This is a genomic window from Oceanobacillus sp. FSL K6-3682 (genome assembly GCF_037976165.1).
Classification (GTDB): Bacteria; Bacillota; Bacilli; order Bacillales; family Amphibacillaceae; genus Oceanobacillus; species Oceanobacillus sojae.
Genome location: NZ_CP150263.1, coordinates 2,676,552 through 2,697,367 on the forward strand (window position 1 = coordinate 2,676,552; position 20,816 = coordinate 2,697,367).

22 protein-coding genes are annotated in these 20,816 nt (G+C 36.5%); 7 read left to right on the forward strand and 15 right to left on the reverse strand.

The genetic code is table 11. The features are described 5' to 3' along the window. The first annotated feature begins 634 nt into the window (after window positions 1–634). The 4 genes from plsY to MHH51_RS13370 all read left to right on the forward strand — a co-directional run bounded on the left by plsY (window position 635) and on the right by MHH51_RS13370 (window position 2,815). On the forward strand, window positions 635–1,216 hold the full coding sequence (gene plsY / locus MHH51_RS13355) for a glycerol-3-phosphate 1-O-acyltransferase PlsY (protein ID WP_147210426.1): 582 nt from the start codon (window positions 635–637) through the stop codon (window positions 1,214–1,216). A 114-nt stretch (window positions 1,217–1,330) separates the two neighbouring features. Further along, on the forward strand, window positions 1,331–2,263 hold the full coding sequence (folE2, locus tag MHH51_RS13360; RefSeq protein WP_339282306.1) for a GTP cyclohydrolase FolE2: 933 nt from the start codon (window positions 1,331–1,333) through the stop codon (window positions 2,261–2,263). A 7-nt stretch (window positions 2,264–2,270) separates the two neighbouring features. Next, on the forward strand, window positions 2,271–2,501 hold the full coding sequence (gene yidD, locus MHH51_RS13365; RefSeq protein ID WP_222595726.1) for a membrane protein insertion efficiency factor YidD: 231 nt from the start codon (window positions 2,271–2,273) through the stop codon (window positions 2,499–2,501). A 17-nt stretch (window positions 2,502–2,518) separates the two neighbouring features. Then, window positions 2,519–2,815, forward strand: a complete 297-nt coding sequence (locus MHH51_RS13370; protein ID WP_339282307.1) for a hypothetical protein — start codon at window positions 2,519–2,521, stop codon at window positions 2,813–2,815. Window positions 2,816–2,872: 57 nt separating this feature from the next. Here the strand turns inward: MHH51_RS13370 and MHH51_RS13375 are convergent, their stop codons facing one another. From MHH51_RS13375 to MHH51_RS13395, 5 genes are all read right to left on the reverse strand, one after another. Then, window positions 2,873–3,169, reverse strand: coding sequence for a hypothetical protein (locus MHH51_RS13375; protein ID WP_147210422.1), 297 nt, complete (start codon window positions 3,167–3,169; stop codon window positions 2,873–2,875). A gap of 2 nt (window positions 3,170–3,171) precedes the next feature. Further along, entirely contained in the window at window positions 3,172–3,600 is a 429-nt protein-coding gene (locus MHH51_RS13380; RefSeq protein ID WP_147210421.1) for a thioesterase family protein, read from the reverse strand. Between the two features lie 28 nt (window positions 3,601–3,628). Then, on the reverse strand, window positions 3,629–4,231 hold the full coding sequence (locus MHH51_RS13385) for a TlpA disulfide reductase family protein (RefSeq protein WP_147210420.1): 603 nt from the start codon (window positions 4,229–4,231) through the stop codon (window positions 3,629–3,631). A gap of 157 nt (window positions 4,232–4,388) precedes the next feature. Continuing rightward, window positions 4,389–7,100, reverse strand: coding sequence for an aconitate hydratase AcnA (acnA, locus tag MHH51_RS13390; RefSeq protein ID WP_147210419.1), 2,712 nt, complete (start codon window positions 7,098–7,100; stop codon window positions 4,389–4,391). A 279-nt stretch (window positions 7,101–7,379) separates the two neighbouring features. After that, entirely contained in the window at window positions 7,380–8,501 is a 1,122-nt protein-coding gene (locus MHH51_RS13395; protein WP_339282308.1) for an ATP-binding protein, read from the reverse strand. Window positions 8,502–8,723: 222 nt separating this feature from the next. Between MHH51_RS13395 and MHH51_RS13400 the strand changes: the two genes are divergently transcribed. Further along, window positions 8,724–9,197 (forward strand): DUF2621 family protein, encoded by a 474-nt coding sequence (locus tag MHH51_RS13400; protein WP_147210418.1) that lies wholly within the window; start codon window positions 8,724–8,726, stop codon window positions 9,195–9,197. A gap of 73 nt (window positions 9,198–9,270) precedes the next feature. Here MHH51_RS13400 and MHH51_RS13405 read toward each other — a convergent pair whose 3' ends face one another. The 7 genes from MHH51_RS13405 to MHH51_RS13435 all read right to left on the reverse strand — a co-directional run bounded on the left by MHH51_RS13405 (window position 9,271) and on the right by MHH51_RS13435 (window position 14,737). Continuing rightward, the gene (locus MHH51_RS13405; protein ID WP_147210417.1) at window positions 9,271–9,744 is read right to left on the reverse strand and encodes a cytochrome c biogenesis protein CcdC; all 474 of its coding nucleotides are present in this window, start codon (window positions 9,742–9,744) and stop codon (window positions 9,271–9,273) included. Window positions 9,745–9,872: 128 nt separating this feature from the next. Beyond that, window positions 9,873–10,577, reverse strand: a complete 705-nt coding sequence (locus tag MHH51_RS13410; RefSeq protein WP_339282309.1) for a cytochrome c biogenesis protein CcdA — start codon at window positions 10,575–10,577, stop codon at window positions 9,873–9,875. A gap of 214 nt (window positions 10,578–10,791) precedes the next feature. Continuing rightward, window positions 10,792–11,019, reverse strand: coding sequence for a YneF family protein (locus tag MHH51_RS13415; RefSeq protein ID WP_077601369.1), 228 nt, complete (start codon window positions 11,017–11,019; stop codon window positions 10,792–10,794). Between the two features lie 47 nt (window positions 11,020–11,066). Next, entirely contained in the window at window positions 11,067–11,525 is a 459-nt protein-coding gene (gene sirA / locus MHH51_RS13420; protein ID WP_077601368.1) for a sporulation inhibitor of replication protein SirA, read from the reverse strand. Between the two features lie 157 nt (window positions 11,526–11,682). Further along, the gene (tkt, locus tag MHH51_RS13425; protein ID WP_147210415.1) at window positions 11,683–13,683 is read right to left on the reverse strand and encodes a transketolase; all 2,001 of its coding nucleotides are present in this window, start codon (window positions 13,681–13,683) and stop codon (window positions 11,683–11,685) included. Between the two features lie 101 nt (window positions 13,684–13,784). Further along, on the reverse strand, window positions 13,785–14,018 hold the full coding sequence (locus MHH51_RS13430; protein WP_147210414.1) for a DUF896 domain-containing protein: 234 nt from the start codon (window positions 14,016–14,018) through the stop codon (window positions 13,785–13,787). A gap of 68 nt (window positions 14,019–14,086) precedes the next feature. Then, window positions 14,087–14,737, reverse strand: a complete 651-nt coding sequence (locus MHH51_RS13435) for a recombinase family protein (RefSeq protein WP_147210413.1) — start codon at window positions 14,735–14,737, stop codon at window positions 14,087–14,089. A gap of 477 nt (window positions 14,738–15,214) precedes the next feature. On the opposite strand from MHH51_RS13435, the gene lexA reads away from it, so the two are divergent. Next, window positions 15,215–15,835: a transcriptional repressor LexA gene (gene lexA, locus MHH51_RS13440; protein WP_147210412.1), complete on the forward strand. Its 621-nt coding sequence runs from the start codon at window positions 15,215–15,217 to the stop codon at window positions 15,833–15,835. 170 nt (window positions 15,836–16,005) lie between these two features. Further along, window positions 16,006–16,269 carry a hypothetical protein gene (locus MHH51_RS13445; RefSeq protein ID WP_147210411.1) on the forward strand — a complete coding sequence of 88 codons (264 nt, stop codon included), beginning with the start codon at window positions 16,006–16,008 and terminating at the stop codon, window positions 16,267–16,269. A 218-nt stretch (window positions 16,270–16,487) separates the two neighbouring features. Here MHH51_RS13445 and spo0A read toward each other — a convergent pair whose 3' ends face one another. The 3 genes from spo0A to recN all read right to left on the reverse strand — a co-directional run bounded on the left by spo0A (window position 16,488) and on the right by recN (window position 20,787). Then, window positions 16,488–17,270, reverse strand: coding sequence for a sporulation transcription factor Spo0A (gene spo0A, locus MHH51_RS13450; RefSeq protein WP_077601363.1), 783 nt, complete (start codon window positions 17,268–17,270; stop codon window positions 16,488–16,490). A gap of 384 nt (window positions 17,271–17,654) precedes the next feature. Beyond that, on the reverse strand, window positions 17,655–18,845 hold the full coding sequence (spoIVB, locus tag MHH51_RS13455; protein ID WP_156987599.1) for a SpoIVB peptidase: 1,191 nt from the start codon (window positions 18,843–18,845) through the stop codon (window positions 17,655–17,657). Between the two features lie 247 nt (window positions 18,846–19,092). Next, on the reverse strand, window positions 19,093–20,787 hold the full coding sequence (recN, locus tag MHH51_RS13460; RefSeq protein WP_339282310.1) for a DNA repair protein RecN: 1,695 nt from the start codon (window positions 20,785–20,787) through the stop codon (window positions 19,093–19,095). Between the last annotated feature and the right edge of the window lie 29 nt (window positions 20,788–20,816).

Consider the following 20,816-nt stretch of genomic DNA (forward strand, 5'->3'; position numbering starts at 1 on the left):
TGATGAAGTTAGCTGAAATCATTGTTTTTTATCCTAAATAAACATGCTGGTGTTTCAAATGGTTTTTTAGCAGTTCAAATCATGCCAGCATGAATAATTCATATCGAGAATAGCTTTCATGCACCAGAAATAAGGATTACTAGGCATGTTTACCATTTAACACAAAAAATTTGTTCTGTTAGATCTGCCTTTTATTTGTCCAGTTATTTCAGTATAGAACCCACCCTGCTAGCGGAGGCGGACCGTTTTGACTCCTGAGGGATCAGCACCATCTGAAGATCCACTTTTGCCAAGCGAACTTCTTGGCAAAAGTTAGCTGAAGAGCGTGCCCCTAGGAAAGCAAAACGGTCCGCCGCAGCGGTCGCCTCACACGTTACCTTCTTTCTCGGTAGAGTTTATGCTTTGTCAAGAGTTAGATGGAAGAAATGATCCCCCCTGTTCCTACAGCTAGGAAGTTTCTTTTTAAAGTGCGAAGTAGAGTAATTTATAAAGATACGTATAGGAAAAAATAAATTTGCTAAAAGAACAGCTCAGTTGAGCTTTTCTAAAAAATTTTGTACTTAAACAGATTGGTTCATGCTAAAATAACCATAGGAGCATAGAATAAGAATTTGGAAAAGAGAGTTGGGAACGTATGGATTATATTATTTTTGGGATTATCGCATATCTCTTAGGATCTATTCCATTTGCCTTAATTATCGGCAAAATAGGATATAAAATAGATGTTCGTGAGCATGGGAGTGGTAACCTGGGCGCAACCAATGCCTTTCGAGTACTCGGAATAAAAGCTGGAAGCATCGTTATTATCGGTGATATTTTAAAAGGAACTGCAGCTGTTTTATTACCTCAATTATTTGATGCAAACGTCTATCCTTTAATCATTGGTATTATAGCTGTCTTAGGTCATACTTATCCAATTTTCGCTAAGTTTAAAGGCGGGAAAGCTGTTGCAACATCAGGCGGGATGATTCTAGGAATTAATCCGTTTCTGTTTATTATCATGATTGCAACGTTCTTATTATCATTATATTTATCAAAATATGTTTCACTTTCATCCATGATTGCTGGAATTGTTGCCTTTTTTGCTTCCTTGTTTTTCAATGACATCGGACTGACCATTGTTATCTTTTTATTAACTGCTTTTGTAACCTACCGTCATTGGGCAAATATTAAACGAATAAAAAATGGTACAGAGCCTAAAATAACGTGGATGTAGAAAGCCGATAAATTGAATATTTAAGCCGAATTCAGTATACTAGTGGCTAGTTATAATTTTGATTGTTTAAGCATCTAAGGTACCACAGATGTTTACAAGAAAGGGCGTTTTTTTATGCAGCAAATAGACACGATTTCATTAAAAAAGCTTCCATCTAAGGAAGAAAGACATAGATTATTTGGTTCTGTTCCGCCTGGAGAGAAAAAAAAGCCTACTGAAAAAAGCAAAATGGCTGATTTACAAAATGTAAAACGTGATTTTCTTTTTGATTTGGATGCAGTTGGAGTAGCAAATGTAAAGTATCCTGTCCGTGTCTTGAGCGGACAAGCACCTTATGAACAAACAACCATTGGGACATTCACATTTTCATCCAGCATCCCTGCCAATAGTAAAGGCACAAATATGAGCCGTTTTATGGAGCTGTTAGAGCAATATTATCGAGGCGGCTTCACCATCTCTATTGATGAGCTAAAACAGTTTACCAAGGATCTGGCAAATAAACTGGAGCAGGATGATGCATCTGTTTCTGTACGCTTCCCCTGGTTCTATGAACGTGAAGCTCCACAGACTCTTGCCTCAGGACTGAACCATGCTGAAGCATCTGTTTCTGTACGCTATTCAAAACATGAGGATTATCAAATCAACGTTTCTTTAAAAGTACAAATAACGACACTATGCCCCTGCTCAAAAGAAATTAGTGAATACAGCGCTCATAACCAGCGGGGTAATGTGACGATTGAAACAGAGCTGGAGTCTAATTTTTCGAATGCAGATGATGATTGGAAGGTACTTTTATTAGAGGCTGCTGAAAGTAATGCAAGTGCCAGACTTCACCCTATTTTAAAAAGACCGGATGAAAAAATGGTAACAGAGCAGGCTTACGAAAATCCGAGATTTGTCGAGGATATGGTTCGCTTAATTGCAGCAGACCTCTATGAATTGCCTTCTGTTCTTAAGTTTCATGTATCATGCCGTAACGAGGAATCTATTCATATGCATGATGCTATTGCTTCAGTTACGTATGATAAGCGCAACGGACAAGGTTAATTTTAATATGAAATATATATTTATTGGACTTATTCGCTTTTACCAGCTTGCCATCAGTCCTTTTACACCGGCAACCTGCCGCTTCTATCCTACCTGCTCAGCCTATGCTATAGAAGCATTTCGACGTTTTGGAATTTTTAAAGGTGGAATATTGACTATAAAGAGAATTAGTAAATGTCATCCATTCCATCCAGGCGGAGTTGATTACGTTCCAGAGAAATCTGAGAAAAAGCATTAATACAAGGGAGAGAGACAATGGACATTAAAGTATCAGAACAAGTTGCAAAATGGTATAAAGAAGAGTTAGCTTTAGAGAATGAAAAGAATGTACGATTCTTTCCAAGATATGGCGGAGTCGGCGGCAGAATTGCCGGTTTTTCTCTCGGAATTAAAGCTGAAGCACCAAAAAACGAAACTACTTCAACCACGGTAGAAGGTATCCATTTTTTTGTTGAAGAATCCGATGACTGGTATTTTGAAGGAGCAAATTTATCTGTCTCTTATGATGAATCTAAAAAAGAACCAAAAATTGAATATCCTGAAACAGATTAATGAAATTACTGTAGAGCAGACAAAAAGCGTAGGAGATTGATTTTCCTACGCTTTTTGCTATTTAAATCGCTCTAATTGATCCAGCCTGTTTTCAGTTTTTAAAATCTGCCATTGATAGTCGCCGAATAAATCAAAATGGGGGTATTTAGGTTTTAAATCAATCCAGGATTCATCTAAATTATATTTCCTCCCCCACTCTTTTAGCTTCTCCAAGTCACTGCAGCCGACTTTTGTTACTGTATTACAGCCAGGGAAACGATCATCCAGCCAATAATGTGTTATAAAATCAATCTTTCCAGCTCGCACATTTCGCTTCCACTGGTTTAACTCTTCTCTTTTTAATCCAAAAGCCATTTCTAATCCTCTTTCTTAAGCTGATCTTGATATGCAGCGTGCCAATCAGGAAATTTCCTTCGAATAGATAGCGGTCGAAAGGTGTCTTTATCAACAATTGTGTGAGTTGTTGTACCAGTGACAGCTAAATCTCCAGCTCCATTTAGAATTTCATAACGATAAACCGTACGTAAACCGTCGTAAGTCTCCAGCCATGTTTTTACAACTGGTTTTTCACCATAGCGAACGGCATTTTTATATGAAATTTGCGCATCAATTACAGGAGAAACAACATTATGCTTCTCCATGCCTTGATGATAGTTAAGCCCTAAAGCTTCCACAAATTTTGTACGCCCGATTTCAAACCAAACTAAATAATTCGCATGGTAGACGACGCCCATCTGATCGGTTTCCTGATATCTAACTTCTATTGGTGTTTCTGTAATTAACAAGCGTTCTTCCTCCTCTTACTTCCCGCAATCAATCCATTTCTTGAACCATTTCCTCCATAAATTCATAATCCATCGGCCCCATTTTTCTCGGATGCTGTATTTTCCCATCTGTTCCGATAAAATATGTGGTTGGTGCCGCATAGACAACATACTGATCAGACACGGCGTTATCTTTATCCAAAGGTACAGGAAACGTATATCCATGCTCCTGAATAAATTCCTGCGCATCCGATATGCTGTTTTCAACTGTAGTCAGATTTACAGTAACTACCTCCACTTCTTCTTGATAGTCCTCATAGAATTTCTGCAGTTCGGGCATTTCTTCTATACAAGGGGGACACCAGGAATACCAGAAGTTTAAAATTACTTTCTTTCCCTGTAAATCTGAAAGCTGAAAGCTTTCTCCTTCTAATGTCTCAAGTTCAAAATCAGGAGCTTGTTCACCAGGTTCCACTCCGGCACTTTCAGCAGGGGCAATGGCAGCACCCTGGCCAGAAGTACCATCGTCTATAAGAACTGGATCTTCTTCTCCATTTGCAGTGTTATCCATGAATCTGTCTTGAACAATATTTGCAATAACAATCCCAACAAGTACTAATAATAAGGTGAGCGCAAATATCCGTTTATACACTTCTTATCTCCTACCATCCAAATTAATTGGTTTCCTTCCTCTATCGTAAAGAGGAACTTGAAATTTGTAAAGGATAGAGCCCTTAAAAATAGCATAGAAAAAGAGCCTTGTCTGATTAAAAACAAAGACTCTTTTTCCATACAAAACAGCTGACTGTTTATGCTTTTACTTTTTCACGCAGTACCATACGTAAGATACCACCATGACGATAGTAATCAATTTCTACGTCACTATCAAAACGGGCAACTGCTTTAAATGAAGTTACCTTACCAGCTTCATCTGTTGCAGTTACATTGACTAAATCACCCGGTTTTACAGATTCATCAACATCTACAGCAAATGTTTCTTTCCCTGTTAAACCTAAGCTTTCAGCGTTTTGACCTTTTTCAAATTGCAACGGTAATACACCCATCATTACAAGGTTAGAGCGGTGAATACGCTCAAAGCTTTCAGCAATAACTGTTTTGATTCCTAATAAATTTGTACCTTTTGCAGCCCAGTCACGGGATGATCCCATACCATAATCTTTTCCGCCCATAACAATAAGACCTGTTCCGTCTTGTTGATATTTCATTGCAGCATCATAGATTGGCATTACATCACCAGTTGGCCAGTAGGTAGTGTAACCACCTTCTGTGCCAGGAGCTAATAGGTTACGGATACGGATGTTAGCAAACGTACCACGCATCATGATTTCATGGTTACCACGGCGAGACCCGTAAGAGTTAAAGTTTCTTGGTGAAACTCCTTTTTCCTGCAAGTACTTACCTGCTGGCATATCTTTTGCAATTGCACCTGCCGGAGAAATGTGATCTGTTGTTACAGAATCGCCAAATAATCCGATAGCACGTAATCCGCTGAGTGGTTCAACTGTTCCTGCTTCAGGAGTCAGCCCTTCAAAGAATGGAGGATTTTGGATATAAGTAGAGTCCTCATCCCATTCAAATAATGGCTCATCTGTTGTATCAATTTCATTCCATTTTTCATTGGAATTAAATACATTTTCATATTCTTTGCGGAAGATTTCCGGAGTAACTACTTTCTGAACCTCTTCTTTGATTTCAGTAAGTGTTGGCCAGATATCAGACATATAAACGTCATTGCCCTCTGCATCTTTACCAAGAGCATCTTTTGTTAAATCAACATCCACTGTTCCTGCCAGTGCATAAGCAACTACAAGCGGCGGTGATGCTAAGTAGTTCGCTTTTACAAGCGGATGGATACGTCCTTCAAAGTTACGGTTACCTGATAATACAGAAGACGCAATTAAATCACTTTCAGCAATAGCTTCTTCAATTTCTTCACGTAAAGGTCCGGAGTTACCGATACATGTTGTACATCCGTAACCTACAAGATTAAAACCAAGTTTATCTAAATACGTTTGTAAGCCGGCATCTTCTAAGTAACGTGTTACAACTTTGGAACCTGGTGCCAGTGAAGTTTTTACATATTCAGGAACTTCAAGACCTTTTTCAACAGCTTTCTTTGCAACAAGACCTGCCCCTAACATAACATACGGGTTTGATGTGTTTGTACAGGATGTAATTGCAGCAATAGCAAGGCTGCCGGTTTTCATAACAGAAGTTTTACCATTTGGATGCTTGATTTCAACTTCTTTATCAAATTCAGCTTTATCTAATCCAAATCCCTGATTTCCTTCTTTTGCAGTAATTGCTTTATTAAATTCTTTTTTCATGTTAGACAGTGCAATTAAATCCTGAGGACGTTTTGGGCCGGAAAGATTCGGTTCTAACTCTGAAAGATTAATTTCAATTACTTGTGTATATTCAGGATCAGCATCATTTGCATCGTACCATAAATTATTTTCTTTACAGTATTTTTCAACAGTTGCAATCAGCTCATCGTCACGACCAGTTAATTTTAAATAATCAAGCGATTCCTGATCAATTGGGAAGAAACCACAAGTTGCGCCGTATTCTGGCGCCATATTAGAAATAGTCGCACGGTCAGCTAATGGCATATCCTTTAGACCTGGTCCGAAGTACTCTACAAATTTACCAACTACATTTTGTTCACGCAATACCTGCGTTACTTTCAATGCAAGGTCAGTCGCTGTGGTACCATTCGGGAATGAACCTGTGAATTTCACACCAATTACTTCAGGTGCAGGGAAATAAGAAGGCTGTCCAAGCATACCTGCTTCCGCTTCAATTCCACCAACGCCCCAGCCCAGAATACCTAGACCATTGATCATTGTTGTATGGGAGTCGGTTCCTACAAGTGTATCAGGGAACGTGTCATAAGTGCCGTCTTCATTTTCAAGCGCATGTACAACATCAGCAAGATACTCCAGGTTAACCTGGTGAACAATACCTGTTGCCGGCGGTACTGCACGATAGTTGTTAAATGCTTTCTGAGCCCAGTTTAAGAACTGATAACGCTCCGCATTACGTTCAAATTCTAATTCCATATTTGCACGTAATGCATCTGGTGTTCCATATTGGTCAACCTGTACAGAGTGGTCAATGACTAAATCTACAGGAACTTCCGGATTGATTTTGTCCGGCTCCCCACCAAGATCTACCATTGCCTTACGAAGAGAAGCAAGGTCAACAACCGCAGGCACCCCTGTAAAGTCCTGCAAAATAACGCGGGAAGGTTTAAAAGGCACATCTGCTCCTGTAGCCTTATCTGTTCCCCAGTTTGCCAGTGATTCAACATGTTCATTTTTAATTTGATGTCCATCATGCTGTCTTAGTAAAGATTCTAAAAGAACACGGATAGAAAATGGCAAACGATCCACCTTACCTAATCCTGCTTCTTCCAAATCCTTCAAACGGTAATAATTATACGTTTTACCGTTCAGCTCGAACTGCTTTTTTGCATTGTACGCATTTGTGTTCGACATATTGTGTTACCCCTTTCATTTCCTCTCCTCCCCGACTTTTCGCAAGGAGGTATTACTTTTTTTAATCAATACTGCTATTCAAATAAATAGACTGTTCATAGTATATAATATAGGAATCTAGCAAATAAAACAAATAATTATTGTTAAATAGTAGATAGTAAAAAGTTATGCCAAGAGATAAGCCTAACTTATATAAACCCTAAATTATTGATAGTGAAAATAATATGAATGCTTTAAACCTGATTAGGTTTGTAAAATGAAAACATTGCATCAAAAAAATTATATGTCAGGATCATCATCAGCCTTTGGAAAAATAATTTCAAACGTGCTCCCTTTATCTTCATTATTATACATATGAAAATCTGCATCATGATTACTGAGGATTTTTTTAGTAATTAACAGCCCCAGTCCTGTCCCGGATGATTTTGTTGTAAAAAAAGGTTCCCCGAGCCGGTGCAGAACCTCTTCTGGCAGCCCGCAGCCTTCATCAATAACAGAAATTTTTATTTTATCATCATTTTCTTTTGCTTTAACAATGATTTGTCCAGGCTGATCCATTGCTTCAATTGCATTTTTCACCAGGTTAATTAGAACTTGTTTAATTTGAGAACGATCACAAAGAACCGGTGCATTTGTACTGCTCTGCAGCTGAATTTGAATATTCTTTTGATTCGCCTGCGATTGTAATAACATTGCTACGTCCTGCATCATACTTGTTACTTCTTCTTTAGAACGATTATCTGTCAAAGGCTTCGAAATAAATAATAATTCTGATGTAATTGACTCGATTTTTTCAACTTCCTCAATCATCACATTAAAGTATTCCTCCTTATGCTGTGCACCAGCCTGGAGTAATTGCAGGAAACCCTTTAAGGATGTAAGCGGATTGCGTATTTCATGAACCAGGCTTGCAGCCAGCTGACCTGCCACATTCATCTTCTCTGAACGGATCATCAAATCATCCAGCATTGAATCTTCTGTTTTTCTTTCCAGATAAGCCAAAATTCTTTTTTCTGTATCTATATCTTCTAAATCGTAATTTAACTCACAGGAAAAAGAGAACACCTCACCTTTTTTAGTCGGAATATCGATTAACAGATTTTTTTGTTTCACTTTGTCATCAATCAAAAACTGTGATGTAACCTCAGGGTCTATTCTGAGTGGAGCATCCTTCCACGTCTTTCCAATTACTTCTTTTGGTCCATAACCAAGTATCCTATAGACAGAATCACTGATATATTCTATTTCGCCGCTTAATTTGAATACTACCACAATTCCTTCAATATTCTTACTCAGCCATGAAACAATGGCTGCTGAAAGCGCTGCATCGGGGTGTAAATTATGACGACTTTCAGAACTTTGTAAGCCATTAGGCAGTTCATTTTTTTGTTTTTTATCCATACCCATGCTCCTTCCAGAAATTATTATAAATAATATGTATGATTATGACGAAACAATTATGAATACTTGTGTATATTTCTTAATAACTTTATAATATAAAAGTAAGGAATGATGACAATGGTTAAATTAATGTTACTACAATTTTCTAAAAAAATAAATTGATAGTTTATAATAATTAGCAATATTCGTAATTTTTCTTGTAAGATTAAGGTGAGGTGTACGATGATATCACTTATTGTTATAATGTGGGGCTGTTTATTAATAGGTTTGATGGCAATCGGTGGGTATTTTATGTTTCGAAAGTTCTTAAAACGGCTGCCAAAAGAGGACGGACGCTCAATTATGGATTGGGAAGAATATTATTTTGAACAGACGTTACATAAATGGTCTCAGTCAGAAAAAGACTTCTTAGAAGAACTGGTTTCACCAGTTCCTGAATTGTTTAGAGATGTTGCCAGACAAAGAATTGCCAGTAAAATTGGCGAATTATCCATTCAAAAAAATGAGGAATCCATTACACGTCCAACATTAATTGAAGGATATATTTTAGCAACACCAAAAAGAGATCATAAATTTCTCCGCAAAAAACTGAAGGAAAAAAATATTGATATTGCGCCCTATGAAGATTTTTTCCGGCAGTCAAGAGACAATTATCAGGAGAATTGGGAAGAGAAATATAAGCAGAAGAAATCATAGTTTTCATATCCCGGGGCTAAACAAGTTATATTCCAATAAAAGAATGATTTTCGTAAATAAAAAAGCAAAGTGCTCAAATTTCTGCACTTTGCTTTTTTGTTAATTGTAAATACTGATAAAGCATAGCTAATCTCCAAGTCCCAATCATTCCTAAAGCAAGTAAAAAGAACATGCCGGAGGTTTCTCCGACAGAGATGCTTGTACCAATAATAAGCTTTATAATAATACGGATTACCAGCAAACTAACTAAAATGACGGGAAACATCTTTGATGGCTTAACATAGATATGATCCCCTTCATGCTCTAATTTTGATGTTTTAATTAAAAAAATAGAAAATATTATTCCTACAATCAGCGCTTCCGCAACTTGAAGCCAGCTTATCTGAAACATCGGAAATAAGAACATAAGCGCCCCGGTACTCATAAAAAATGGCGGCAGGATAATGCTTTTTACAGATGCCGGCCTTCTGGAAGCACGCATCCGCACAAATATCATCACAATTGCCATAAATGCAAAAACAGCCGTTGTCGCAATTGCTAAATACATACCTAACAACTCTTTTCTCTAAATTCTGGCAAACATCAGCTTTTAAATAGTTTAATCTGATGCTTTTCATCTTCTAGTTTAAAATCTTTATTTCAAGCATACCTCTAAATACTCTTATTTGAAAGCATTTAAAACCCGGTAAAGCCGAATAAATTTGCTAAAAATCCAGTTAATTTTGTCATCCAATCAAAAAACAATGCAATTCCCACTAAAATCATTATCCAGCCGCCGATTTTCACCATTTTTTGGCTGTGCTTTCTAAACCATTTTAACTTGCCGATAAAAAAGGCCAGTACTAAAAAAGGAATAGAGAACCCTAAAATATAGCTGACCATCATAATCATTCCTATATTAGGACTTGTTGCAGCCAGTGAAAATACAATAGCTAGAATTGGCCCGGTGCATGGTGTCCACCCTAAGGAAAAAGCCATACCAATGATAACAGAACCAAAATAACCTGCAGGACGATTTTTAAAATGAATTTTACGATCTTTCATGAGAAACTGAAAATTTAATACTCCGACAATAACTAAACCAAAAAAGATAATTAAAATAGCACCAATTTGTCTTATTTCATTTTGATATGTTACTAAAAACTCGGAGATATAAGTTGTCGTAAAACCAATCATTATAAAAATACTTGAAAAACCAATTAGAAAGCATACCGTATGTAAAATTGCTTTTCGATCAAGCCCCTTATTATCTTGATTTATTTCATCCATGCTCATTCCCGTAATATAAGAAAGAAATACTGGATACAACGGTAGAACACAAGGCGAAATAAATGAAAGAAATCCAGCTGCAAAGGCTAAGAAAATATTAATTTCCTCCATGATAATCCCCCTATCAATCATTTCTATTCTAACAGAGAAATACAAAAATAAAAGATTATTTTATGACAATCTCCATACATTTTACGAATGATATGAAAAAAAGATGCCTAAAGGGATAATATTGTATCCTTCCCTGCATAATTATTTTTACCAATAAGAAAAACCACCTTCTAAAAAAAGTGGTTTTAGTGCTTGTCCATAAAATAATTATAAATTATTTCCCAGACTGATTTTGGTTATTCATCGCCCGCATCATCTGATTAATTTTCTTCTGCGATGGCTTTTGGCCCATTTGCATCATCAATGTACGAAGCATCTGCTCATTAATCGGCGGATTCTTTTTCAAATAATTCATCATATATTTTCTGGCAATGAAAAATCCAAGAGCAACACCAGCAACTAAAGCTGCAATTGCAATTAATACTACCCATATCGTACTCATGTTACAAAATTTCCTCCTTCGTGTTGTCTCTAATACAGTATATTAGATTAGAGGAAATTATACAACACTTGACTTTCATCATCCTGTGCTTTTACCGGCTTTGGAGAAATCCATCCATACTGAGGTGTATCCTTCCCCTGTACAAAGAAATAAGGATGAATATCTTCTAATATAGGAAAAAGTACAGATACTGCCGAAACTAAATGATTACATTTTAAAATTAACTGTCCATTCTCTATATATAGACAAAGTGTTTCTTCCCCTTTTTTTACAATCACTCTATTCCCGATTCGTTTTATCATGATATCAGGTGAAGAAAACGTCTTTAAATGCATAGCAAACTTATAAAAATGGATTTTTCTGGTTATGAATCGAAATTGCTTTCTAATTATTATCTCATCTTGATTTTCAGCACATTCTAAAAAGAATCGATGTAATAAATCACTTTTATGAAAATAATTTTTTGCTACACTCTCTTCTATCCAATAAATTGCATATTCATTCATCACGCATTCCTCCTTTGACTATTATTATAGAGGAATCTATTTCCGAAAGTTGTCAAAATAGTGTGCAAAGAACAACTTCTTTTGTCGAAACTAGAATAATAAAAGAGAGAGGTACTTTTACCTCTCTCTTCATTGATATAAAGTATATAAACTTTCCTTATTTTGTAACTTCTTCAACCAATTTAACAACATTATCCACTGTAAAACCAAATTTCTCAATTAATAGATCGCCATTCGCAGAAGCGCCGAAACGGTCAATGGTAAGAGTCTTTCCTTCAAAGCCGACATAACGATCCCATCCAAATGACGCTGCCATTTCAAGACCAACTCTAGCTGTTACTTCTTTAGGAAGTACTTCGTTTTTATATGCTTCATCCTGCGCTTCGAAACGATCCCATGAAGGCATACTTACAACCTGAACATCGACACCTTTTTCTTTCAAAGCCTCTTGAGCAGCAACTGCTAATTGAACTTCAGAACCTGTAGCTAATAGAAGGGCATCTGGAGTTTCTTTTTCAGATTTACTTACAATATAAGCACCTTTTTTAACTCCTTCATAAGCTAATTCTGCTGTATTAGCTAATGTAGGAAGATTTTGGCGGGTCAACACAAGAGCTGTAGGCTGATCTGTTGATTCCAGAGCTAGTCTCCATGCTGCCTGTACCTCGTTTCCATCAGCTGGACGAATTAAAGATAGATGAGGCATAGCACGTAGAGCAGCTAAATGCTCTACAGGTTCATGCGTTGGACCATCTTCACCAACCGCGATAGAATCATGTGTAAACACATATGTTACAGGCATATTCATAATAGATGCAAGACGAATAGATGGGCGTAAATAGTCACTGAACACAAAGAATGTTCCGCCAAAAACATGAAGTCCGCCATGAAGAGCCATTCCGTTTAACGCTGCGCCCATTGCATGTTCACGAACGCCAAACCAAACATTACGTCCGGCATAATCTTCTTTTGTAAAATCATTTTCATCATTAATTGTCGTTTTATTGGATCCTGCAAGGTCCGCACTTCCGCCAAAGAAGTTTGGAACAGCTTTTGCTACTGCATTTAACACTTCACCTGAAGAGGCACGTGTAGCAAGCTTTGATCCTTCCTCATACACCGGAAGACTTTCATGCCAGTTTTCAGGAAGCTCGCCTTTCAACGCAAGTTCAAACTGCTCACCTAATTCTGGATATGCTTCTTTATAAGCCGCAACAAGTTCATTCCATGCAGATTCTTTTTTTGAACCGTCAGTAACAATCTTTTCTTTGAAGTCGGCATATACTTCATCAGATACATAAAAATCTTCATGATTCCATTTATAGGCTTCTTTTGTTAACTTCACTTCATCTGCTCCAAGCGGAGATCCATGTGAAGCACTGGAAGCAGACTTATTCGGAGAGCCATAGCCGATAATTGTTTTCACTTCAATTAATGTCGGCTGGTCTTGATTTTGCTGTGCTTCTTTAATTGCCTGGCGGATAGCATCTACATCATTTCCGTCTTCTACCCGAAGCACTTGCCAGCCGTATGCTTTAAAGCGTTGTTCCGTGTTTTCAGAGAATGCGCGATCCAAATCACCATCTAAGGAAATATCATTTGAATCATAAAGGGCGATCAGTTTGCCTAAGCCGAGATGACCGGCTAAAGATGCCGCCTCATGAGAAATCCCTTCCATTAAATCCCCGTCACTGACAATAGCATATGTATAATGGTCTACCACATTATACGCTTCTTTATTATAAGTAGCACTAAGATGTGCTTCAGCCATTGCCATTCCAACAGACATAGCAATCCCCTGACCTAATGGCCCTGTAGTTGCTTCCACACCGTCCGTATGATGTACTTCCGGATGCCCCGGAGTTTTAGAATCCCACTGACGGAACTCTTTTAAATCATCGATAGACACTTTATAGCCGGATAAATGCAATAGACTGTAAAGCAGCATAGATCCATGACCAGCAGATAAAACAAAACGGTCACGATTGAACCATTTCGAATTTTTTGGGTTATGATTCATAAAATCTGTCCAGAGGGTGTAAGCCATAGGCGCCGCCCCCATTGGTAAACCAGGATGTCCGGAGTTTGCTTTTTCAATCGCATCAATGGATAACGTACGAATCGTATTAATGGATAGTTCTTCAATTTGTTGTGTCATTATTTTTCTCCTTCCACTTCAAAACATATTCTATTTCTATCTCTATTTTATAATGAAATCCTTTACTATACAAGCTAAGTCAATATGAAGAATGTGAAGAATTAGTGTTTTTTACTGCGTTCCTGATAATCACGAAGCTTTTGCGGGGTAACATCATTACCTTCCGGATCAACTACTGTCATCCCTTTCAGATGATTTTTAAAAGAGCCTCGTACATTTGCTAAATACTCTTTACGTAATGTTTGCTGCTCATTTTTTTCTTCCTCTGTTAATCCTTCATTTTTTGCTTTATTGGCTAAAATATTAATTCTATCTAATTTATCTTTAGACAACATATAACTTGTCCCTCCTTCTACTAAAAAAACAGGAGATAAACTTCCTGTTCTTCTATCTTACGCTACGATTAATTTTCATTCAAGGAATTGATATACTCCTGATAACGCCGGTGGATTGTAGCTTTTGATGCATTAAAGCCAAGACCGTTTAAAACCGTAGTGATTTCGTGAAACGTTAATTTATTCTGACGAAGCCGGACAATCTCTTCTATTGGAATTTCAGTACGCTCTCTTCCCGGAGACTGATTGATATGATTTAAATTTTTTTGAGGTTTATATCCATTTGATACAGCGCGGCGCATCCCCCGTTTTATTTTCATATTATGTAGTTTACGCTGATATTCTTCCACTATACCGACAATATTTAGCACCATTGAGTCAGCTTCATTTATCTCCAGCCTCCCCTCATGTGTAATTGTATAAATAGGGATATCCATTTTCCGCAGCTGATGAAATAAAGCAATTTTAGTATTTCCTCTACCTAATCTTGTCTCGTCTTGAATACAAAGACAATCAGCTTCTTGATGTGAAAAATAATCAAGAAGCTGAAAAATACCATCTCTATCTATGTCATAGCCGCTGGCCTTTTCCTCAATGCAATCCACAATAGTAAAATTTAATTTTCCAGCCAGTACTGTTAACTCTTCATATTGTCTTTGAAGTGATGTTTCCTGTGTTTCTTTCTCAGTACTTACCCGACAATAAATTATTGTTCTCAATATTTTATCCTCCAATAGCAAAGCCCTCTTTTTCTCATCTCTTAAGTAAAATGCATCTTTAAGAATACGTTCATAAGTCTAATAAAAATAAAACAGAAAATTTATTCATACTTTTAGAACAAGCACTTTAAACAATTTATTTTACCAACACTGCAAATTTTATTTACTCTCTAAAAAATATGCAAGGAAATTAGCCATACGGGCTAAAATATTTAAGCAGTAGTAACCATCATCGTATATAAAAATAATAATGCAATAATAAAAGCCACAATATAAAATGCATCTGATTTCATTAGTTTTTCAAACATATAAAAAACTCCCTTCAGTATTTTATAAGGTCCTGGAACAGTTGTTCTGATACCAGTATATTTAGAACAGTTGTTCTTGTCAATACTTTTTCAGAACATTTGTTTGTAAAATTATTATTTAAGTGCTATACTGTGAATAACAAATACCTATGCTAGAGGGGAGAAAGTCATGACAAAACTATCAAAAAGACAACAGATGATTTTTGACTTTATTAAAGAACAAGTAGAGCAAAAAGGGTATCCGCCTTCTGTTCGTGAAATCGCTGTTGCTGTAGGATTAGCTTCAAGCTCTACCGTTCATGGCCACTTAGAAAGGCTGGAGAACAAAGGATATATACGAAGAGATCCAACAAAGCCCCGCGCCATTGAGATTATGTATGAGAATGAAAACGAAGCGCCCAGAGACAAAGCTATTTATGTACCTGTAATCGGAAAAGTTACTGCAGGAATCCCTATTACAGCAATTGAAAACATTGAAGAATTCATTCCTGTTCCAAGCTCCTCAGCCGGGCCGGAGGATAATCTGTTTATACTTGTAATTGATGGAGAAAGTATGATTGAGGCAGGTATTTTAGACAATGATATGGTTATTGTCAAACAGCAAAGTTCCGCAGATAATGGCGATATCGTTGTAGCAATGACCGAGGATAACGAAGCTACTGTTAAACGTTTTTTTAAAGAAAAGAATCGTTTTCGCCTGCAGCCGGAAAACGCAACAATGGAACCACTTTATTATGAAAATGTTTCTATCTTGGGTAAGGTTATCGGATTATACCGTAATATTCACTAAAAAAAGTGTATTCATACAAGCTGAGAACATTTTGTCTCGAAGTCGTATAATTCCTAAAAAAGGTTAACGGACACATTTTAAAATGTGTCCGTTAACCTTTTTTTCTAACATAAAATTAGTCTGATCCTAATATGCTTTAAATAAAGTACAAGTTCAAGGAGTGTATAAAATTGACTGAAACGATGAAAAAGAAACGTTGGCTTTATTTTCCGATTATTATAATCAGCTTTGTTCTGGGAATTATCTATTTAACGAAGGTTGCTGACTACTTAACACTGCCATTTTTATCAACTCTTTTACTTATTGTGACTTTTTTAGAAGTCTATCCAGGCAAGAACTATTTTTCCAAAACTAATCTAATAAAAATTATTTCTGCTCTTTTGCTTGTAGCACTTGCTTTATGGTATCAGATTACTGTTTTTATTCTCGGCTAAATCAAATCAACAAAACGTTTAATACGGTCTTTTTTTACATTTCAAAAATCTGATGCTTACCATTCCTTATGTTAATCAAAAATAAGTAATATACCAACTTTTTCGAATATAAAAAATAGAGCTGTTTTAAATATTTACATTTAGTATATAAAACAGTACGACTCTTTACATCGGGTAAAAAAAATGATGCCGACTGTTTAATACCTGCCACCGTATTGTTATGACACCTTATGTTCCAAACGTAATCTGTCAGCCACCATTGCAATGAATTCACTATTTGTCGGCTTAGCTTTTGAAATATTGATGGTGTAGCCAAATAGAGCCGAAATGGAATCTATATTTCCTCTGCTCCAGGCAACTTCTATCGCATGGCGTATAGCTCTTTCCACCCGTGAAGCAGTTGTGTTGAACTTTTTCGCAATATCAGGGTAAAGTACTTTTGTAATAGACCCTAAAAGCTCAATGTCATTATAAACCATCGTAATTGCCTCTCTTAAGTACATATATCCTTTAATATGTGCAGGTACACCAATTTCATGAATAATATTTGTTATATTCGCTTCCAAATCTTGTTTTTTCCTGTTTTCTGTATTCGTTTTATTTACATTTGACACTCTTGGAATGCTGCTGCCCTGAACCTGCAAGATTTGGTCAGCCAGATTCTGTATGTCAAATGGCTTCAGAATAAAATAAGAAGCTCCTAAATCTACAGCTTTCTTCATTACTTCTTCTTGGCCAAAAGCAGTCAGCATAATAATATGGGGTTTTTTATTTAAATCCATTTTTTTAATTTCATTTAATACGGCAATACCGTCCATATGGGGCATGATTATATCTAATACCAATACATCTGGATTCTTCTCTTCAATTAGCGGGATGCAATCCCTGCCGTTTAAGGCTGTTCCAACTATTTCAATTTCTTCCTGTTCCCCAAAAAAATCCTCCATTAATTGAATTAACTCACGATTATCATCAACAAAACATACAGATATTTTACTCACTAAAAAATCCTCCTTTTGCTTTTTATGCACCTATTACATATTCTACAAAAAATATAAATATCCTCTTTAAAATCAAAAAACTTTTGATTTATTTCGATTTTCTTAAGTATTCTCTGTTTTTCTTTGTTTTTCACCAACTTTCGACACGATTTTTAATCTTTTTTGTATACGTTTTCATTATATCAGATAGTAATTGGATATAAAACACCTGTATCCATACACTGTACGCAACTTTAATCTTTATAATACTAACTCAACTTTCGCACCTGAGAATAAGCTTCTATACCTTCCTATTCCATGATGAGCAAGTTATTTTTTAAGCCGCAAAAATTGAGATACTAATCAAAAAATACTTGTAATGGCAATCACCATTACAAGTATTTTTTAAGCTGCATTCTGATTAGACTCAGGTTTGATAATGCCGGCGTCCTCAAGCATCCATTCGATATGAACACCATAACCCGAGGTCGGGTCATTAACAAACACATGTGTTACTGCACCAATAATTTTGTCATTTTGAATAATTGGACTGCCACTCATTCCCTGAACAATCCCGCCTGTTAATTCTAACAACCTGGGGTCAGTGATCTGAATAACCATTCCTTTGGTTGATGCTGACTTTTGAGGAACACTGCTGATAATTTCAATATCAAATTCTTCAATTTTTTCTCCATCAACTACTGTAAGAATTTTTGCAGGACCTTCTTTGACTTCATGAGATAACGCAACAGGAAATGCTTCTTCATATTTTTCATGATTTACTTCCTTCTCTAATATCCCAAATATGCCATAATCCGTATTTTTGGTTATATTACCAATTCTTTTTTCCTGTGTTTGAAAGGAGGCTTGTTTTTCCCCTGGTAAACCATTATCTCCTTTTTCAATTGCTGTAACAGAAGAATGAATAATGGAGCCCTGTTTAATATCAATTGGCTTTTTTGTATCCATATCTGATATAACATGACCTAAAGCACCATACCGCCCTGTTTCCGGGTCATAAAATGTCATTGTACCGATACCTGCAGCAGTATCTCTAATATATAACCCGATTTTATAAGCTTTTTCTTTCTTATCAAAAATCGGCTGTAAATTGGTTTCGATAAATTTATCTCCACGTTTCAGCTTGATCTGCAGCTTTTTATTCTCTTTGCCGCTATTATCTACAATCGGTTTGATATCTGTCATATGATTTATTTTTTGACCGTTTATTTCAACGATTGTGTCACCAACATTTATTTTAGCAGCTTCTCCCGGAGATTTTGCTCCTTCTGATACTTTTACCTGGTGATGACCGACAACCAGAACACCTTTTGTTTCCAGCTGTACTCCAATAGATTGTCCCCCCGGCACCACCTTTACATCCTCCAGGCGATGGTACTGCTCCTTATTGTCCTCTTTTGAGCTCTCTCCTTTATTGAAAAAAGGGGTAATCGGGGAGTCATGGAACACTTCTTTATATCCTTGTAGGGATGTATCTGCGTGAATAAAGGAAGGAAAAAGAAAAAACAACATAAAAAAAAGTGATAACAGCGAGCTTAATTTATATTTTAAATTGCTCTTGTTTGGTTTACTCATAAATCGTCTCCTCCTCATACAAAAAATATTATCTTTCTGTACATATACTTTTTGCAGTTGGAGGGCAGTTTAAACTGGAACAACCTATGTGATATGTGTATCTTTTCCTCTAAAAATATAGATAAACTAACGTATAGTGTTGTTGTTCTAAAGGTGCAAAAGGACATGTTATTAACGAAATTTGTAAGTACAGGAAAAAGAAAAAACCGGTACGTTTATTGTCCGGTTTTTTTTCGTTTTTATCCCTTTAATTTGATTTTTTAAAACGGCCTGCCAATACTAACATTTCCTTTGCATGTTCTTTTGCTGTATCTGTTAATTTTGTTCCTGTAATCATACGGCTTATTTCCTCAATAAGCTCTTTGTCATTTAATTCCATTACAGAAGTAAAGGTGCGATTCGACTTTTCTTTTTTCTGGATAAATTTATGTGTATCTGCCATCGCAGCAACCTGCGGAAGATGTGTAATACATAAAACCTGTGATTCAAGTGATATTTCATGGATTTTTTCAGCGATTGCCTGTGCAACTCTTCCACTGACACCTGTATCCACTTCATCAAAAATAACACTCGTGATCCCCTGATGCTTTGAGAAGATTTTCTTTAAAGCAAGCATAATCCTTGATAACTCTCCTCCTGAAGCAATTTTTGTAAGATCCTTTAAAGGCTCTCCGACATTTGTAGAAATACGGAACAATATTTTATCGTATCCGTTAGATTTCAGCTTCCTTTGAGCAGAATCTTCAAAATCAATAGAGAAGGTTGTTTTTTCTAAATAAAGATCCTTTAACTCCATGTGAATATCATGCGTTAACTGTTCAGCAGCCTGCTTTCGTAAATGATGCAGCTGGTCTGCTTCTAATAATGCATCTTTTTCAAGCTCGTCAATTTCTGTCACCAGTGTATTTAAATGTGATTCCCTGTTTGTAATCTGCTCGATTTCTTCTTCTACACGGCCTAGATAGTCTAACATTTCTTCCACAGTCGGACCGTATTTCCTTTTTAGTCTGTTCAGTTCATCCATGCGCTGTTCAATCTCATTAAGCCGTTCTGGATTGTATTGCAGCTGATCGAGGTAATTACGGATATCATAAGTAATCTCTTCCAGCATATAATAATGGTTAGACATACTATCTAATTTTCCGGCAATAAAAGGGTCTAAATCCGCACTATCCTGTAGCGATATTTGCGCCTGGCTGATTAAATCTAATCCGTGCTGCTCACCATATAATGAAAAATAAGCATCGGAAAGTGATTTATGTATTTTTTCATAATTAGCAAGCTGGTTACGTTCTTCCTCCAGATCCGTATCTTCTTGAGGGACAAGCTGTGCTTCTGTTAATTCCTGCTGCTGAAATTGAAGCAGATCCAGACGCTGAGCCATCTCCTGCTCATTGTCATTCAAACTGCGGTACTTCTTCTTCAGATTTTCCAGACGGTAATAAATATCCTGATAATCCTTTTTCGCTTCTTTCATTGCATCTCCCAGATAAAGATCTAAAAAGTCAATGTGCTGCTCATTATCCATCAACGATTGTGTCTCATGCTGGCTATGGATATCAATCAATGTCTTTCCAAATTCTCTGAGAATGGCTAATGTCACTAATTTACTGTTTACACGGCAGATGCTTTTTCCTGAGGCCGTAATCGTCCGTTGGAGCACAATTTGCTCATCACTTATTTCAATCCCGTATGCTTTACCAACTTGATAAATAGGATGCTTTTTATGATCAATAAAAAATAATCCTTCAATCTCCGCTTTATTCGATTCATGTCTGACAAAGTCCACTGATCCCCGTGCTCCAGCTAATAATTGGATAGCATCAATAATAATTGATTTCCCAGCTCCCGTTTCCCCAGTCAATACAGTAAGTCCTTCCTGAAAGCTTAAGGATAATTCTTCAATAATCGCAAAGTTTTTTATAGATAATTCTGTTAACATGCTCCTCACCCCAACTAAACAATTTTAAA

Excerpts from the sequence above, each read along its gene's own strand:
- acnA (WP_147210419.1), bottom strand. The coding sequence starts at position 7,100 with ATGTCGAACACAAATGCGTACAATGCAAAAAAGCAGTTCGAGCTGAAC.
- spoIVB (WP_156987599.1), bottom strand. The coding sequence starts at position 18,845 with ATGAGTAAACCAAACAAGAGCAATTTAAAATATAAATTAAGCTCGCTG.
- recN (WP_339282310.1), bottom strand. The coding sequence starts at position 20,787 with ATGTTAACAGAATTATCTATAAAAAACTTTGCGATTATTGAAGAATTA.
- yidD (WP_222595726.1), top strand. The coding sequence starts at position 2,271 with ATGAAATATATATTTATTGGACTTATTCGCTTTTACCAGCTTGCCATC.
- MHH51_RS13400 (WP_147210418.1), top strand. The coding sequence starts at position 8,724 with ATGATATCACTTATTGTTATAATGTGGGGCTGTTTATTAATAGGTTTG.
- lexA (WP_147210412.1), top strand. The coding sequence starts at position 15,215 with ATGACAAAACTATCAAAAAGACAACAGATGATTTTTGACTTTATTAAA.
- MHH51_RS13375 (WP_147210422.1), bottom strand. The coding sequence starts at position 3,169 with ATGGCTTTTGGATTAAAAAGAGAAGAGTTAAACCAGTGGAAGCGAAAT.
- folE2 (WP_339282306.1), top strand. The coding sequence starts at position 1,331 with ATGCAGCAAATAGACACGATTTCATTAAAAAAGCTTCCATCTAAGGAA.
- MHH51_RS13395 (WP_339282308.1), bottom strand. The coding sequence starts at position 8,501 with ATGGATAAAAAACAAAAAAATGAACTGCCTAATGGCTTACAAAGTTCT.
- tkt (WP_147210415.1), bottom strand. The coding sequence starts at position 13,683 with ATGACACAACAAATTGAAGAACTATCCATTAATACGATTCGTACGTTA.
- sirA (WP_077601368.1), bottom strand. The coding sequence starts at position 11,525 with ATGAATGAATATGCAATTTATTGGATAGAAGAGAGTGTAGCAAAAAAT.
- MHH51_RS13410 (WP_339282309.1), bottom strand. The coding sequence starts at position 10,577 with ATGGAGGAAATTAATATTTTCTTAGCCTTTGCAGCTGGATTTCTTTCA.
- MHH51_RS13430 (WP_147210414.1), bottom strand. The coding sequence starts at position 14,018 with ATGTTGTCTAAAGATAAATTAGATAGAATTAATATTTTAGCCAATAAA.
- MHH51_RS13405 (WP_147210417.1), bottom strand. The coding sequence starts at position 9,744 with ATGTATTTAGCAATTGCGACAACGGCTGTTTTTGCATTTATGGCAATT.
- MHH51_RS13370 (WP_339282307.1), top strand. The coding sequence starts at position 2,519 with ATGGACATTAAAGTATCAGAACAAGTTGCAAAATGGTATAAAGAAGAG.
- plsY (WP_147210426.1), top strand. The coding sequence starts at position 635 with ATGGATTATATTATTTTTGGGATTATCGCATATCTCTTAGGATCTATT.
- MHH51_RS13415 (WP_077601369.1), bottom strand. The coding sequence starts at position 11,019 with ATGAGTACGATATGGGTAGTATTAATTGCAATTGCAGCTTTAGTTGCT.